This is a genomic window from Massilia sp. IC2-477 (genome assembly GCF_020707265.1).
Taxonomy (GTDB): domain Bacteria; phylum Pseudomonadota; class Gammaproteobacteria; order Burkholderiales; family Burkholderiaceae_D; genus Telluria.
Window position 1 is genome coordinate 280,145 of the sequence record NZ_JAJFEQ010000005.1, and the last position, 16,125, is coordinate 296,269.

General features: G+C 68.2%; 10 protein-coding genes. 4 read left to right on the plus strand and 6 right to left on the minus strand.

The window, feature by feature from the left end; translation table 11 throughout:
- The first annotated feature begins 186 nt into the window (after window positions 1-186).
- The 4 genes from LK542_RS12520 to LK542_RS12535 all read left to right on the plus strand — a co-directional run bounded on the left by LK542_RS12520 (window position 187) and on the right by LK542_RS12535 (window position 7,865).
- Window positions 187-2,253 carry a carbon starvation CstA family protein gene (locus LK542_RS12520; RefSeq protein WP_227812158.1) on the plus strand — a complete coding sequence of 689 codons (2,067 nt, stop codon included), beginning with the start codon at window positions 187-189 and terminating at the stop codon, window positions 2,251-2,253.
- The gene (locus LK542_RS12525; RefSeq protein ID WP_227800703.1) at window positions 2,253-2,459 is read left to right on the plus strand and encodes a YbdD/YjiX family protein; all 207 of its coding nucleotides are present in this window, start codon (window positions 2,253-2,255) and stop codon (window positions 2,457-2,459) included. Before LK542_RS12520 ends, LK542_RS12525 begins: the two co-directional genes overlap by 1 nt.
- A gap of 398 nt (window positions 2,460-2,857) precedes the next feature.
- Window positions 2,858-5,728 carry a response regulator gene (locus LK542_RS12530; RefSeq protein WP_227812159.1) on the plus strand — a complete coding sequence of 957 codons (2,871 nt, stop codon included), beginning with the start codon at window positions 2,858-2,860 and terminating at the stop codon, window positions 5,726-5,728.
- Between the two features lies 1 nt (window position 5,729).
- Window positions 5,730-7,865: a bifunctional diguanylate cyclase/phosphodiesterase gene (locus LK542_RS12535; protein WP_227800701.1), complete on the plus strand. Its 2,136-nt coding sequence runs from the start codon at window positions 5,730-5,732 to the stop codon at window positions 7,863-7,865.
- Window positions 7,866-7,988: 123 nt separating this feature from the next.
- Here the strand turns inward: LK542_RS12535 and LK542_RS12540 are convergent, their stop codons facing one another.
- The 6 genes from LK542_RS12540 to LK542_RS12565 form a co-directional block, all read right to left on the minus strand.
- Complete coding sequence (locus LK542_RS12540; protein WP_227812160.1) at window positions 7,989-10,394, minus strand: penicillin acylase family protein; 2,406 nt, start codon at window positions 10,392-10,394, stop codon at window positions 7,989-7,991.
- A 369-nt stretch (window positions 10,395-10,763) separates the two neighbouring features.
- On the minus strand, window positions 10,764-11,591 hold the full coding sequence (locus LK542_RS12545) for a DUF2334 domain-containing protein (protein ID WP_374040137.1): 828 nt from the start codon (window positions 11,589-11,591) through the stop codon (window positions 10,764-10,766).
- 40 nt (window positions 11,592-11,631) lie between these two features.
- A complete protein-coding gene (locus LK542_RS12550) occupies window positions 11,632-12,765 on the minus strand; it encodes a glycosyltransferase (protein ID WP_227812162.1) in 1,134 nt (377 codons plus the stop codon).
- A 116-nt stretch (window positions 12,766-12,881) separates the two neighbouring features.
- On the minus strand, window positions 12,882-13,472 hold the full coding sequence (gene recR / locus LK542_RS12555) for a recombination mediator RecR (protein ID WP_227800697.1): 591 nt from the start codon (window positions 13,470-13,472) through the stop codon (window positions 12,882-12,884).
- Between the two features lie 14 nt (window positions 13,473-13,486).
- On the minus strand, window positions 13,487-13,813 hold the full coding sequence (locus LK542_RS12560; protein WP_227800696.1) for a YbaB/EbfC family nucleoid-associated protein: 327 nt from the start codon (window positions 13,811-13,813) through the stop codon (window positions 13,487-13,489).
- Between the two features lie 54 nt (window positions 13,814-13,867).
- The gene (locus LK542_RS12565; protein WP_227812163.1) at window positions 13,868-16,021 is read right to left on the minus strand and encodes a DNA polymerase III subunit gamma/tau; all 2,154 of its coding nucleotides are present in this window, start codon (window positions 16,019-16,021) and stop codon (window positions 13,868-13,870) included.
- Between the last annotated feature and the right edge of the window lie 104 nt (window positions 16,022-16,125).

A 16,125-nucleotide genomic window follows, 5' to 3' on the forward strand; every position in this document is an offset into this window, starting at 1 on the left:
TGCAAGGCTGCCGGGCCCGGCAGCTACGTAGTACTACGCAGGCACTGCGTAATCATGCGCTTGCGGTGCTGATATTCGTGCAACATACTCGCCGGTACGCTGTCCCTAAAACCGCCGGTCAATACGCATGCGGCCGGCCACGATAAGTAATCAATACGGATTCCAATCCATCCTCGGAGGAGCACCATGAAACGAATGTCGAGCTCGCTCGGCTGGATCGCCCTGTCGATCCTCGGCGCCTTTTCGCTCGGGTTCATCGCCGTCAAGCGCGGCGAAACCATCAACGCGATCTGGATCGTCGCCGCCGCGATTTGCGTCTACCTGATCGCCTACCGCTTCTACAGCAAATTCATCGCCTACAAGGCGCTCGGGCTCGACCCGCTGCGCCAGACCCCGGCCTACAAGTACAACGACGGCCTGGACTACGTCCCGACCAACAAGTACGTCCTGTACGGCCACCACTTCGCGGCGATCGCCGGCGCCGGCCCGCTGGTCGGCCCGGTGCTGGCGGCCCAGATGGGCTACCTGCCGGGCATGATGTGGATCCTGGCCGGCGTCGTGTTCGCCGGCGCCGTGCAGGATTTCATCGTCCTGTTCATGTCCACCCGCCGCGACGGCCGTTCGCTCGGTGACCTCATCAAGTCCGAGATGGGCGAGATCCCGGGCCTGATCGCGCTGCTGGGCTGCTTCATGATCATGGTGATCATCCTGGCCGTGCTGGCCCTGATCGTCGTGAAGGCGCTCACCGGTTCGCCGTGGGGTTCGTTCACGGTGATGGCGACCATTCCGATCGCGCTGTTCATGGGTATCTACTCGCGCTACGTGCGCGTCGGCCGCATCGGCGAAGTTTCGATCATCGGCTTCGTGCTGCTGATGCTCGCCATCATCGGCGGCCAGTGGGTGCACGATTCGCCGACCTGGGGCCCGGCCTTCACCTTCACCGGCACCGAACTGACCTGGATGCTGATCGGCTACGGCTTCATCGCTTCCGTGATTCCCGTCTGGCTGCTGCTGGCGCCACGCGACTACCTGTCCACCTTCCTCAAGATCGGCACCATCGTGGCGCTGGCGATCGGCATCGTGATCGTCGCGCCGGAACTGCGCATGCCGGCCACCACCAAGTTCATCGACGGCACCGGTCCGGTGTGGTCGGGCAACCTGTTCCCCTTCCTGTTCATCACCATCGCCTGCGGCGCGGTGTCGGGCTTCCACGCGCTGATCTCCTCGGGCACCACGCCCAAGATGCTGGAGAACGAAACCCACGCCCGCTTCATCGGCTACGGCGGCATGCTGATGGAATCGTTTGTCGCGATCATGGCGCTGGTGGCGGCATCGACCATCGACCCGGGCGTCTACTTTGCCATGAACAGCCCGGCCGCGGTGCTGGGCACCACCGCGCAGTCGGCGGCAGCAGCCGTGTCGCAGATGGGCTTCGTGATCACCCCTGAAACCCTGGAACAGATGGCGCGCGACGTCGGCGAGCACACCATCATCTCGCGCGCCGGCGGCGCCCCGACCCTGGCCGTGGGCATGGCCCACATCCTGTCGAACGTGATCGGCGGCCAGGCCATGATGGCCTTCTGGTACCACTTCGCGATCCTCTTCGAGGCCCTGTTCATCCTGACCGCGGTGGATGCGGGCACCCGCGCCGGCCGCTTCATGCTGCAGGACCTGCTGGGCGCCTTTGCCCCGTCGCTGAAGCGCACCGAGTCGCTGCCGGCCAACCTGCTGGCCACCGGCCTGTGCGTGGCGGCCTGGGGTTACTTCCTGTACCAGGGCGTGGTCGATCCGCTGGGCGGCATCAACACCCTGTGGCCGCTGTTCGGCATCGCCAACCAGATGCTGGCCGCCGTCGCGCTGATCCTCGGCACCTGCGTGCTGTTCAAGATGAAGCGTGCGCAGTACGCCTGGGTCACCATCGTACCGACCATCTGGCTGCTGGCCTGCACCCTGACCGCCGGCTACCAGAAGATCTTCGATCCGAATCCGAAGGTCGGCTTCATCGCCCACGCCAACAAGTTCCAGGCCGCGCACGACGCCGGCACGGTGCTGGCGCCGGCCAAGACGGTCGAGCAGATGGAACGCATCATCTTCAACGACTACGTCGACGCCACGCTGGCGGGCTTCTTCATGCTGGTGGTGATCTCGGTGCTGTTCTACGGCGTGCGCACCATCCTGGCCGCCCGCGGCAGCAGCGGCCCGACCACGAAGGAGACCCCGTACGTCGCCATGCCCAACCCGCAGGTGCCGTGATGATCAGCGCCCTCCTCGACGCTGGCAAGCAGGCAGGCAAGTACCTCGGGCAGAGCATGCGCCTGATGGTCGGCCTGCCCGAGTACGACACCTACCTGGCGCACATGGAGCGTACCCATCCGGACCAGACGCCGATGACGTACGAGGAGTTTTTCCGCGAGCGGCAGGAGGCGCGCTACGGCGGGAAACGGGCCACGTGTTGTTGAGGCCTGAATGAATGGAGGGGCGCGAAGGCGCCCCTTCTGTTTTTTGAACGACTTTCGCACCTCCTTCTTCCTTTAGTCACCAGCCGCAAGACCGTCATCCCGGCGAAGGCCGGGATCCAAGTTCGTCGCGTCTTGTTGGCGGGTGCACGCAAGCGCTAGCCGGCTGCAAGCAAAATTGGATTCCGGCCTTCGCCGGAATGACGGTTCAAATGCTAGCGGTGAAAGGATGCGCAAACACCTGTCACGCGCTTAATTGCACTGCCTTCAACACGTTGACTTCCCTCAACGCTCCCCCCTCCCCTTAACCGTATATTTTTTTCTTGCGGGAATTTGCATTCCGCAAAGGAAGCCCTGCGTCGTCCGGCGCCGGGCCGTTCCGCCGTACCTGCGGGATCAGAATGCCGAACTTCGAGCGCTCCAGCCTGAATCAGAAGCTGACCATCATCTCGCTGCTGTCCACTGCAACCGCCCTGGTATTCGTGTTCGCGGCCTTTGCGGTGACTTCGGTGGCCAACCACCGCAAGGACGAGGCAATGCAGCTGTCGACCTTTGCCCAGGTCATCGCGGCCAGTAGCGCCGACTACCTGCTGCTGCGCGACCGCGACCGCGCACGCAGCGCGCTCGGCGTGCTCTCGGCCAAGAGCGATATCGCCGCCGCCGTCCTGTACGACCGTAACGGCAAGCCCTTCGTCCAGTACCTGGCGCGCGAGGACGGCGCCCCTGTCCCGGCGCCGGACCGGCTGGAAGGAATCGACGCCGAGACCCTGGCTGCCGTCAACCTCGACGGCCAGCGCCTGCTGTCGCGCCGCATGCGCGTGTTCCAGCCCGTGATGGCCGGTGAGATCCAGGTCGGCGTGGTGATGATCGAGACCGACCTGGTGGCGACCTGGATCGACATCCTGGCCGGGCTGTGCGTGATGGGCCTGGCGATGGGCGTTTCGCTGGTGGTGTCGGTGGCGATGGCCGGGCGCTTCAAGCGCAGCATCGCCGAGCCGGTCACGAAGCTGATCCAGGCCGCGCAGAAGGTGTCGAGCAGCCAGAACTACAGCCTGCGCATCGCCCACCAGCGCACCGACGAACTGGGGCAGCTGATCGACAGCTTCAACACCATGATGGCCCAGATCGAGGACCGCGGCGCCGCCCTGCTGCACCACCGCGACGAGCTGGAACGCCAGGTCGGCGTGCGCACCGAGCAGCTGGAAAAGGCCAAGAATGCCGCCGAGGCCGCGAGCCGCGCCAAGAGCGCCTTCCTTGCCACCATGAGCCACGAGATCCGCACTCCGATGAACGGCGTGCTCGGCATGACAGAAATGCTGCTCGCCACCGGGCTCACCGAAACCCAGCGCAACTACACCACCCTGGTAAAACGCTCGGGCGAGCACCTCTTGGTGATCATCAACGACATCCTCGATTTTTCCAAGATCGAAGCCGGCAAGCTGACCATCGAGTACATCAACTTCAACCTGTGGGACCTGCTGGACGACATCCACAACGTGTACACGCCGCAGGCCGCCGCCAAGGGCATCGGCTTCGACTTCGACATCGCCAACGACATACCGGTGGCGATCTGCGGCGACCCGAACCGGCTGCGCCAGATCATGGCCAACCTGCTCGGCAACGCCATCAAGTTCACGGAACAGGGGCGGATCCTGGCGCGCGTGCGCGTGGCCGGCGAGGACACCCAGTCGGTGATGCTGCGCTTCGAGGTGCACGATACCGGCATCGGCATCTCGCGCGAGGCGCGGGCGCGCCTGTTCGAGGCCTTCTCGCAGGCCGACGACTCCACCACCCGGCGCTACGGCGGCACGGGCCTGGGCCTGGCGATCTCGAAGCAGCTGGTGGAACTGATGGGCGGCGCGATCGGCGTCGACAACGCGCCCAAGCAGGGCTCGATCTTCTGGTTCACCGTCAGCTTCGACAAGCGCCGCGTCGATCCGGACGCGCCGGGGCACCGCCAGCACAGCCTGGAAGGCCTGCGCGTGCTGGTGGTGGACGAGCAGGAAGAAAGCCGCGAAGACCTGGCCCAGCAGCTGCACGCCTGGCGCGCCCGGGCCGACAGCGCGGCCAGCGCGGCGGCCGCCTACGAAAGCCTGCTCAGGGCAGCGCGTGCCGGCCGTCCCTACGACGCGGCGGTGCTCGACATGGAGCTGACCCATACCAGCGGGCTGGCGCTGGCCGCCTCGATCAAGGCCGATGGCGGCGCCCGCGCCACCCACCTGGTGCTGGTCAGTCCGGAACGGCTGGCGGCCGACCCGGTGCAGCGGCGCGCCGCGGGCGTCGCCTACCAGCTGGTCAAGCCGGCGCGCGCCGCCGACCTGTACGCCTGCCTGGCCGCCTGCGCCGCGCGCCTGCACGCCCCGGCCGCCGCCATTCCAGCGGCCGCCCCCAACCTTTCGGCAAGCAGGGCCGAGTCCCCCGCCCCGGCCGCGCCGACTGATGCGGCGCGGCCGGCGCCGCGCGCGCGGGTCCGCCGCGTACTGCTGGCCGAGGACAATCCGGTCAACGTCGAAGTCGCGATGGCCATGCTGGAAAGCCTGGACATCGAAGCGACCTGCGCGCGCAACGGCCAGGAAGCGCTGCAGGCGGTGCAGAACGGCAGTTTCGACGCGGTGCTGATGGATTGCCAGATGCCGGTGATGGACGGCTTCGCGGCCACCGCCGCGATCCGCCGCCACGAGCGCGAAGCGGGCCGCGCGCGCACCCTGCCGGTGATCGCGATCACGGCCAACGCCCTGCAGGGCGACCGCGAAGCCTGCCTGGCGGCCGGCATGGACGACTACCTGTCCAAGCCGTTCACCCAGCAGCAGCTGTCGGCCGTGATCGGCCGCTGGGTGGCGGTGCCGCTGGCGGCCACCGCGCACCACCTCGACGCGCCGCCGCGGCTGCCGAAGGAAACGGTCGAGGTGATCCAGCGCGAGGCGGTCAACCGGGTTGCGCTCGACAACATCCGGGCCCTGAGCCGCGACGGCGGCGACGCGCTGGTGCAGAAGGTCATCAACGCCTATGTCGGCGACACGCCGCGCCACCTGGCCACGCTGCGCGAAGCGGTCGAGGGCATGGACGCCGGCAGCGTGCGCCGGGTCGCCCACAGCCTGAAGTCGGCCAGCGCCAACGTCGGCGCGGCGCGCCTCGCGACCCTGTGCAAGGAACTCGAACAACTCGGACGCGCCGATACCGTCGATGGCGCCGACCGCATCCTCGCGGATATGGAACACGAATTCCAGAACGTGCGCCATTCGCTCCACGCCATGCTTGAAAAGGAAACCTGAGATGCCTTCTTCTCTTCCGAAGCGCGGAACGGTGCTGGTCGCCGATGACGATCCGGTCATGCGCATGCTGATGCTCGAGATGCTGGCCCAGGTCGGGCTGGACGCGATCGAGGCGGCCGATGGGCAGGCAGCCGTGGAACTGGCGCGTACCTGCGCGCCCGACCTGATCCTGATGGATGTCGAGATGCCGCGCATGGACGGCTTTGCCGCCTGCGAGGCGATCCGCGCCGCCGGCATCGTCAACAGCTTCGACGGCACCAGCGTGCCGATCGTGATGGTCACCGGCGGCGACGACCTGGAAGCGGTCACGCGCGCCTACGAAGCCGGGGCGACCGACTTCGTCTCGAAGCCGATCAACTGGCCCATCCTCGGGCACCGCGTGCTCTACGTACTGCGCGCCAGCGACGCCATCGCGCGCCTGCGCATCGCCGACGCCCAGAACCGGGCGGTGCTGGCGGCGATTCCCGACACCTTCTTCCGGCTCGACCGCGATGGTTTCTACCTCGACTACGAGCCGGGCCACGAGCGCCCGGGGCGCGGCCGCGCGCCGCACCAGCCACAGCCCTGCATCGGCAAGCACGTCACCGACGTGCTGCCGCCCGAGATCGCGGCGCGGGTGCTGGAGCAGATGCGCACCGTGCTGACCACCCAGCAGGTGCGCTCGGTCGAGTACGACCTGGAACACTGCGGCGAAGTGCAGCATTTCGAAGCCCGGCTGGTTGCCACCAGCGCCTCGCAGGTGCTCGGCCTGGTGCGCGACATCAGCGAGCGCAAGCGCGCCGAGGAACAGATCCGGCGTTTGGCCTACTGCGACAGCCTGACCGGCATCCCGAACCGCCAGGCCTTCCTGGAGACGCTGGAACGCGAGCTGCAGCGCTCGAAAATGGGCAACAAGAAGTTCGCCGTGCTGTTCATGGACCTGGACGCCTTCAAGCGCATCAATGATACGCTCGGCCACAATGCGGGCGACGCGCTGCTCAAGATGGTGTCGGAACGGCTGCGCGAAACCACCCGCCCGAGCGACCTGGTGTCGCGCGGGGACGGCAAGGACCACGCCACCAACCTGGCGCGCCTGGGCGGCGACGAGTTCACCATCCTGATCCCCGACCTGGAACGGGTCGAGCATGCGCTCAACGTCGCCCACCGCGTCAAGGAAGCAATGCGGCGGCCCTTCCTCATCGAGGGCAACGAGATCTTCGTGACCGCCAGCATCGGCATCTCGCTGTTCCCGGAAGACGGCGACGATTGCGGCTCACTGCTGAAATTCGCCGACACCGCGATGTACCACGCCAAGAACTGCGGCAAGAACAACGCCAAGCTGTACAGCTCTTCGCTGACGATGCAGATCATGAGCCACGTGAAGCTCGAGGTCGGGCTGCGCAAGGCGCTGCAGAACGACGAGCTTTATTTGGTCTACCAGCCGCAGCGCGACGTACGCAGTTCCGAGATCGTCGGGGTGGAAGCGCTGGTGCGCTGGCGCCATCCCGAGCGCGGCCTGGTGCCGCCGACCGAGTTCATCCCGCTGGCCGAGGAGACCGGCCTGATCGTGCCGATCGGCGAATGGGTGCTGCGCACCGCCTGCCGCCAGGCCAGGCTGTGGCAGCGCCAGGCCCAGCGCACCCTGCGCATGGCGGTCAACCTGTCGGCCAAGCAGTTCAAGGACGAGAACCTGTCGCAGATGGTCCACTCGGCCCTGCTGGACGCCGGCCTGGAGCCGCGCCTGCTGGAGCTGGAGCTGACCGAAGGCACGCTGATGGACGACGCGCGCGCCACCCTGGCGACGCTGGAACAACTGCGCGGCATCGGCGTGTTCCTGTCGATCGACGATTTCGGCACCGGCTACTCGTCGATGAACTACCTGAAGCGCTTCGACGTGCGCGCGCTGAAGATCGACCGCAGCTTCATCAATGGCCTGCCCCAGGATTCCGAGAACGCGGCCATCACCCGCGCCATCATCGCGATGGCGCACGGGCTCAAGATGGTGGTGGTGGCCGAGGGCGTGGAGACCGGCGAGCAACTGCTGCTGCTCGAGCAGTATGGCTGCGATATGGTGCAGGGTTACTTCCTGGGGCATCCGTCGAGTGCGGATGCGATTACGGGGATGCTGCAGGCGCCATTGCTGTTACCTGCTAAGTAGGGTGGGCGGGTCTCCCGCCCACGCGGTGATACGTGACGTACAAACATCGTGCGCGATGATCTCGCCGCTGGTTGACCGCGTGGGGTGATCTGGTCCAGTGGACCGGATCACAAGCCGCCCACCCTACGGGACAAACCGCAAGGTGTACTTCGCCGCCCCCGGCAACAGCGGCACCGGCTCCGCCCTCACCCACTCCTTGTGCCCGGCCAGGAAGAACGGCGACAGCGGATGCCCGCTCTGCCCACCCGGCATGTTGTACAGCCCCTCTTCCTCGCGTCCCGGCGACACCGTCAGGCGCTCGGACTGCCCGAACTTCGGCCCCGCCACGCGCGGCATGTTCGAATCGCCCGGCAGCTGGTCCGCGGGGGCGCCCAGCACCGGCGCCAGCGCCGGCACCGCGATGCTGATCGGATGGGCGATGGTCGCGGTGTTGCGCTGTCCCCAGGTAGCCTTCGCCAGCGGCTGTCCATCCTTGCCCAGGTCGGCGATCACGCGGTCGATGGCGGCCAGTTGCACCGCGCGCCAGTCGGCATGACCCGGCGGCAGCCAGCCGGCCGGACGGGCATCCAACAGGCGCGCCACCACGTCTGGCCAGCGGCTGGTGGCGGTGGCCAGCGTGGTCTTCGGCTCGAGCTCCCCGAGCGCCTTGTTGGCGCGCCCGAACAGCAGCTCGTTCAGCGCCCACATGTAGTTGCGCGCCAGGCGGTAGCCGACCGAGTCGACGCTGGCGTGGCCGGTCCAGCTCTTCTCCAGCAGCCGGCGGAACTCGGCGCGCTGCGGTTGGCCGGCCAGCGCCTGCGCGTCCAGCGCCTGCAGTGCGCGCTCGCGCCAGCGCCCGATGAACAGGGCGCGGTCGTCCTGGGCCGCATCGAAAGCCTGGCGCATGCCGACTTTCTGACCCAGGGCCTGCACGCCCTCGGCCAGCTGGCGGTTGCGCGCGCCGAGGTCGAAGCCGCCGTCGCCGATCAGCGCCGCGCCCTCGCCCATCAGCTGGCGGCTGTTGGCGGTCGTGATCTGGCCACCCGCCGGGTTGACCACGCGCGGATAGCTTGCCGGCGGCAGCAGCGCGTTCCATGTCGGCGTGCCCTCCTCCAGCGGGAAGGTGGACGCCAGCGACGGCGTCGCGCGCTGCGGCAGCAGGCCGCCGATGGTCCAGCCGATGTTGCCCTGGGCGTCGCCGGCCACGAAGTTCTGCGCCGGGATGCCGTCGATGGCGGCGATCCCCAGGGCTTCATCCACGCTGGCCGCGGTCTCGAGCTTCAGGTGGTTGACGTTGATCGCCTGCGGGTCATGTGCGATCCAGTGCACCGCGTACTGGCGCCCGCCGGCCTCGCGGATCGGGCCCAGCGAAGTCTCGCGTACCACGAAGCGCTCGGAGGCGGCCCCTTTCACGGCGATCAGCTCGACGTGGTCGGCCGGGGTCTCCCAGCCGTTCGGCGTGCGCACCTGGCCGGGGCGGGCCGGATCGGTGTTCAGCGCCACCAGGTCGACCAGGTCGGCGTAGCTGTTGGTGAAAGCCCAGGCCACCTGCCCGTTGCTGCCGACGATGACGGTCGGCGGCGCGCCCGGCAGGCTTACGCCCACCAGGCGCCGCCTGCCATCCTTGCCCTTGGGGTCGGGGAAGCTGAGCGCCAGGCGGTACCAGATGTTGGGCAGCTGCAGGCCGAGGTGCATGTCGTCCGAGACGATGGCGGCGCCGCTGGCGCTGCGACTGCCGGCGATCGCATGGTTATTGCTGCCGACCGAATCGACAAAGGCGGCGCCGGCCAGCTGCGCGGGCTTCTCGGGCGCCGCCCCCCACCAGGCCGGGGCCCTGGGCGGCAGCGGCGCCGGGCCTGGTGCAGCGGCGGCCGTGCCGGCATCGAGCGTCGTGTCCCAGCTGCTCGATTCGGGCAGCAGGAAGGCCAGCTGGGCCGGGTCGCTGTGCTCGCGCAGCCAGCCGCGCGCCAGTTCGCGCGCTTCCTGGTTGCCCTGCAGATCGATGTACATGGCCCAGATCACCAGCAGCGAGTCCACCGCGCTCCATGGGCGCGCCTCGGTACCGGTCAGCAGGAATTCGAAGGGTTTGGTGCGCAGCGCCCCGAGGCCGTCGTTGACGCCGGCGACGTAGCGTTCCAGTAGCGCGCGCTCCGCGGCCGGGAGGCGCGCCAGGACATCCTGGGCGCGGGCGCGGAAGCGGTGCAGGCGGCGCGAACGGTCGAGCGGCAGCGCGCGCGGGCCGAACAGCTCGGCCAGTTCGCCGGCGGCCGTGCGGCGCAACAGGTCCATCTGGAAGAAACGCTCCTGGGCGTGCACGAAGCCGGTGGCATAGGCCACGTCGGCGCGGCTGGCGCCGCTGATCAGGGGCACCCCGGCGGCATCGCGCGTCACGGTCACGGTGGCCCCCAAGCCGGCCCCCCTGCGCTCGCCGTCGAGCTGGGCCAGGCTGGCGCGCAGATACAGCCATCCCGCGACGATCGCCACCAGGACGAGCAAAAGCACTCCGCCCAGTCCCCGCAGGGCCCAGGTCTTCCATCGACGCTGTCGCATCTTGTCACTCCCCCATTATTTTTTTAGGCCCGTATCTTGCCAGAAAATTGCCAGAAAAAGTCCTACTCCGAACCAGTTTTGTTCGGATTCCCGAGGTGGGCACGATTGATTTATGCGCTACATATACCCACCTGCCGTCCTATACTGGAACAAAGCCGCCAGAACGGCGGGCAAAGGAGCAGATCATGCAAATCGCAAAAATAGCGTTAGTGGGATTGACCCTGACGCTCGCGGCCTGCAGCACGCCGCAGCAACGGGCCGAACGTGCACAGTCGGAAATGGCCGAACTCATGACCATCTACGGTCCGGCCTGCTCACGCCTTGGCTATGCGCCGAACAGCGACCAATGGCGCCAGTGCGTGTTGCAGCTCAGCACGCGCGAGGAGCTGCGCCAGGTTGGTCCGTCGTACTACGGCGGATGGGGTGGGCGCTACTGGCGAGGTGGCGGTTATTGGGGACCGTACTGGTAAGCAGTTGCTGCGCGAACGCGGCCTTAGTCAGGGCCGTGCGCGTGGCCAGCAGGCGCGCCAGCGTTGCCTGCGCATGACGCAGCAGGCGCGGATGGCGCACGTCCGGCGGGTGCAGGCTTAGCCGGATGAGCGGCCGGCGCGCCAGCGCCAGCGCGAGCACATCCGCCAGCAACGGCGAGGCCAGCCTGCCGCTGCGGTTGCGCGCCGCATAGACCAGCGAGGGCGACAGCACCGTCGCGGCCGTGCCGGCGCCGGCGCGCCCGCCCAGCAGGTGAAAGCGCCGGAAAGTTGTGGTGTAGTCGAAGTCGAAGGCGCGCAGCGCCTGCCAGGCCCCCTCTCCCATCAGCCAGGCCGGCGGCACGAAGCCGCGCACCGGCCAGCCCCGCGCGGCGAACCAGTCCAGTCCGCACTGGATGCGGCGTGCCGCCTCGTCGGCCGGCAGGGCCGCGAACTCGCCTTCGTGGCTGTAGGTTCCGCGCAAAAAACGCTCGCTCAAACCGGGCCCGCGCGGCGCCGTGTCGAGGTGAGTGAATCCATGCAGAGCCAGTTCGTCGCCGCGCGCCAGCGCCTCATCCAGCCCCGCCTCCATCCGCACCGGGTCACCGCCACCGCGGTGGTATTGGGGCACCACCAGCCAGGTCAGCGGGATGTCGGCCACCTCGCGCAGGGCCGCGGCCAGGCGCGCGCATTCGTCCCAGGTGGCCGGGGCCACGTCGTGGATCGACACGCACAGCGCGGGCCCGGGGCCGGCCTGGCCGCCGCTCCCCTCACTCGGAAACACAGACGCTCTCCAGCGAACGCCGCGCATTGGGGCGCGCCGCCAGCAGGCTGCCGTAGCGGTGCATCAGCTGCGGGAAGACCTGGCTCCAATCGTATTGATTCTGCGCCTTGCGCCGCGCATTGGCGCCCAGCTGCGCCAGGTCGCGCCCGTAGATTGCTTCGATGGCGCCGGCCAGGCTGTCGACGTCGTTGGGGCGCGCTAGCATGCCGGTCTGCTCGTCCACCAGCTCGCCCACGCCGCCGCCGCTCGTCCCCACGACCGGCAGCCCACAGGCCATCGCTTCCAGCACGATCAGGCCGAAGGTTTCGCAGTCGCCCGGATGCACCAGCAGGTCGCAGCTGGCCAGCATGCCGGCCAAGGCGCGCTGGTCGCGCTGGAAGGGCATGAAGCTCAGTTGTTCATGGCGGGGCAGCGCGTCCCCTCCACCGACCAGCAGCAGGTGATAAGGCTCGCCCAGCTTGCGCACGGCCTCGATCAGCAGCGGCAGTTTCTTGTCCGCCGTGAAGCGGCCGGCGTAGACCAGCAGGCGTGCGTCTTCCGCCAGGCCGAGTTCCGCCCGGAGGCTGGCGCGCCGGCGTTTCGGGTGGAAGATCTTGCTGTCGATGCCGAGCGGCTGGTGCAGCGCATGGGTGACGCCCATGTCGGCCAGCTGGTGCACCATCAACCGGCTCGGCGCCAGCACGGTATCGAACTCCCGGTACAGGTGGGCCAGGTATTTGCAGGTGCCGTGCGAGATGGTGTCGCCGAAGCGGTTCTGCACCAGGCGCGGCAGGTCGGAGTGGTAGAAGGCGATGGCCGGGATGCCGAGTCGCTGGCGCAGGCGCAGCGCGGCCCAGGCGCTGTGGCCGGCGTCTCCCGCTTCGATCAGGTCAGGGCGGGCATCGCGCAGGCGCCGGGCGGCGGCCGCCACCGAGAGCGGCATGCGGTAGCCGTTGATGCCGGGCAGCGATACGGCCGGCACCCGCACCAGGCCCGGCGCCTCGTCGTCGCCGACGTTGGGACTCAGGATGGTATGCCGTGCCCAGCCATAGCGCGCAAGCCAGCGCGCCTTGGCATTCAGGTAAGTACTGACGCCGCCCCCTTCGGCGGCGTAGAACATCGTGATATCGACAAGATGCATGTGGGTTCCGCTGAAAGTGCCATGATGGCAGCGGCACACCAAAGAGGCTTGCGCGCACGCACAGGCATCAAGGGAACCCTCCCCGGTCGTCCGCCACCAATCGTCTTTACGGGGAATTATGCAGTGCGGCGATCGAGCATGGCGCGCGCTATCGTGCCCGCATCCACGTACTCGAGTTCGCCGCCAACGGGCACGCCGCGCGCCAGGCGGCTGACCTTCAGGCCGCGCGCCTTGAGCATCTCGCTGATGTAGTGGGCGGTGGCTTCGCCCTCGTTGGTGAAATTGGTGGCCAGCACCACTTCCTCGACCACACCATCGGTGGCGCGCCCGACCAGCTTGTCGAGGTGCAGGTCGCGCGGGCCGATGCCGTCGAGCGGCGAGAGCCGGCCCATCAGCACGAAGTAGAGGCCCTTGTAGGTGAGGGTCTGCTCGATCATCATCTGGTCGGCAGGGGTTTCGACGACACACAGCAGCGCGCGTTCGCGCGACTCGTCCGCGCACAAGTCGCACACTTCGGTGTCGGAAAAGGTATTGCACATCGCGCAGTGGTGGACCGTGTCGACCGCCTGGTAGAGTGCGCGCGACAGCATGGCCGCGCCTTCGCGGTCATGCTGCAGCAGGTGGAAGGCCATGCGTTGCGCCGACTTCGGACCAATGCCGGGCAGGCGCCGCAGCGCCTCGGTCAGGAAGTCGAGCGACTTCGACATGGGACCGTTCGTCCTTAGAACGGCATCTTGAAGCCCGGCGGCAGCGGCATGCCGGCGGTCAGGCCGCTCATCTTTTCGCTGGCGGTGGCTTCGGCTTTGCGCACGGCGTCGTTGAACGCGGCCGCGACCAGGTCTTCCAGCATGTCGCGATCATCGCCCAGCAGCGACGGGTCGATGGTGACGCGCTTGACGTCGTTCTTGCAGGTCATCACGACCTTGACCAGGCCCGCGCCCGACTGGCCTTCGACTTCGATCAGAGCCAGCTGCTCCTGCGCCTTCTTCATGTTGTCCTGCATGGCTTGCGCCTGTTTCATCAAGCCTGCGAGCTGGTTTTTCATCATGGTCGGTATCTCCAAAAAGTCCGGATGGTTTATGTATGTTAATGCAGAGCGCGTTCAGGCCGCGGCCGGCTTCACCGAGCCGGGCACGACGAAGGCGCCGAAAGTGCGTTCCATGGCCTGCACGAAGGGATCGGCGGCAACCAGGGCTTCGGCCTGGCGCTGGCGCTCTTCGCGCGCGGCCTTGGCTTCGGCCGCGGCCGTGTACCACACGGGGCCGATCTCGGTATCGAGGCTGACACGCACTTGCGGGAAATGCTCCTGCAACGCGGCGGTCAGCTTTTCGCTGTTGCCGCTGGCGCGCAGGGTGTCGACCGGCACGCGCAGGCGGAAGGTGGCGGCCTGCTCATGGGCGATGCATTCGATCAGTTCGGTCTGCAGGGCCAGCTGCTGGGCCACGCCGCGCAGCGGCAGGCCGGCGGCCAGGGCCGGCCAGTTGCCGTCCCAGCCGATCGCAGGGACCGGGGTGACGACATAGGCGTGCGGCGGTGCGGCCGGGGCGCGCATCTGCGCCGGAGCCGGTGCCGTGACTACGGCCGGCGCATCGGCGGCGACCGCGGTGTCGTCGGAAAATTCGGTGACCCAGGAGGGCGGTTCATCCTCGGCAGGCGCCCCCTGCATGCGCGCCTGGGTTTGCCCAGCCTGCGGCTGGGCCTGCTGTTGCGGCTGGACTGCCTGCGGCTGGGACTGTTCCCATGGCGGCGTACCGCCCGGCGCCGGGCGCACGGCCGGTGCGGCCTGCATGGCGGCCGCGGGACCAGGCGCCGGTGGCGCTGCCGGTGCAATCGGTGCGGGCGCGGCGGCCGGTGCGGCAGGCGCTGCCGCGGCTGGCGGTTCGTTGCGAGGCTTGGGCGGGGCTTTCTGGCCCGACGCGGCGCGCGCCGCTTCCAGGGCCGCATTGATCGCGGCGCGGGCGGAGGTCATGGCCGGGGCTGGGCTGGCTGCTGCGGGCGCTGCGGGCGCCGCTGCGGCGGGTGCCGGCGGCGGCGCAGCCGGACGCGCGGGCGCCACCGCGGCATGGCTGGCCGCGGCGACCGCTGCCGCGCGCGCGGCCGGCGCCGCACCCGCTGCCGCAGGGGCTGCCGGGCTGGCGGCCTGCTCGGCGCCGCCCTGTCCCGGACGGAAGGCCAGCATGCGCAGCAGCGTCATGGTAAAGCCCGCGTACTCGTCCGGCGCCAGGCCGATCTCGTTGCGGCCGTGCACGGCGATCTGGTAATACAGCTGGACTTCCTGGGCGTCGAAAGCCTGGGCCAGGCGCAGGATGTCGTTCAGTTCCGGCAGGTCTTGCGGCACCGCCGAGGGCACCGACTGCGCCAGCGCGATCCGGTGCAGCAGGGTGCCGAGGTCTTGCAGCGCGCCGTTGTAGGACAGGCTGCGGCTGGCCATTTCGTCGGCCACCGCCATCAGGTCGGCGCCGTCCTGCGCCTGCAGCGCATCCAGCAGGCGCACCAGGTAGGACTGGTCGAGCGCGCCCAGCATGCCCTGCACCGCGTCCAGGGTCACCTGGCCGGCGGCATAGGCGATCGCCTGGTCGGTGAGGGACAGCGCGTCGCGCATCGAGCCGTGGGCGCCTTGCGCCAGCAGGCGCAGGGCCGGCTGCTCGAAGGTGACGCCTTCCTGGCCGAGGATGTTCTCGAGGTGGCCCACGATGTGACCCGGCGGCATCTGCTTCAGGTTGAACTGGAGGCAGCGCGACAGCACCGTGACCGGGATCTTCTGCGGGTCGGTGGTCGCCAGGATGAACTTCACATGCGGCGGCGGTTCCTCAAGCGTCTTCAGCATCGCGTTGAACGCGTGGTTGGTCAGCATGTGCACCTCGTCGATCATGTAGACCTTGAAGCGCGCATTGCTCGGGGCGTAGACCGCCTGTTCCAGCAGCTGGGCCATCTCGTCGACGCCGCGGTTGGAGGCCGCGTCCATCTCGATGTAGTCCACGAAGCGGCCGGCGTCGATCGCGCGGCAGGCTTCGCACACGCCGCAGGGTTCGGCCGTGATCCCGCCCTGCCCGTCCGGGCCCACGCAATTGAGCGACTTGGCCAGGATGCGCGACAGCGTCGTCTTGCCGACACCGCGCGTTCCCGTGAACAGGTAGGCGTGGTGCAGGCGGCCAGTCTTCAAGGCATGGGTCAGCGCACGGACGACGTGCTCCTGGCCAACCAGCGTTTCGAAGTTCTTGGGACGGTATTTGCGGGCGAGGACTTGATAGGACATACCCGGATTTTACCGCAGTTGGCGGCTGCCGCGAACATTCCGACGGTCGTGCCTGGCAACAAGTCTCGCAGCCGCACGCAATGGCGCTTACCTGCTAAAGGCAG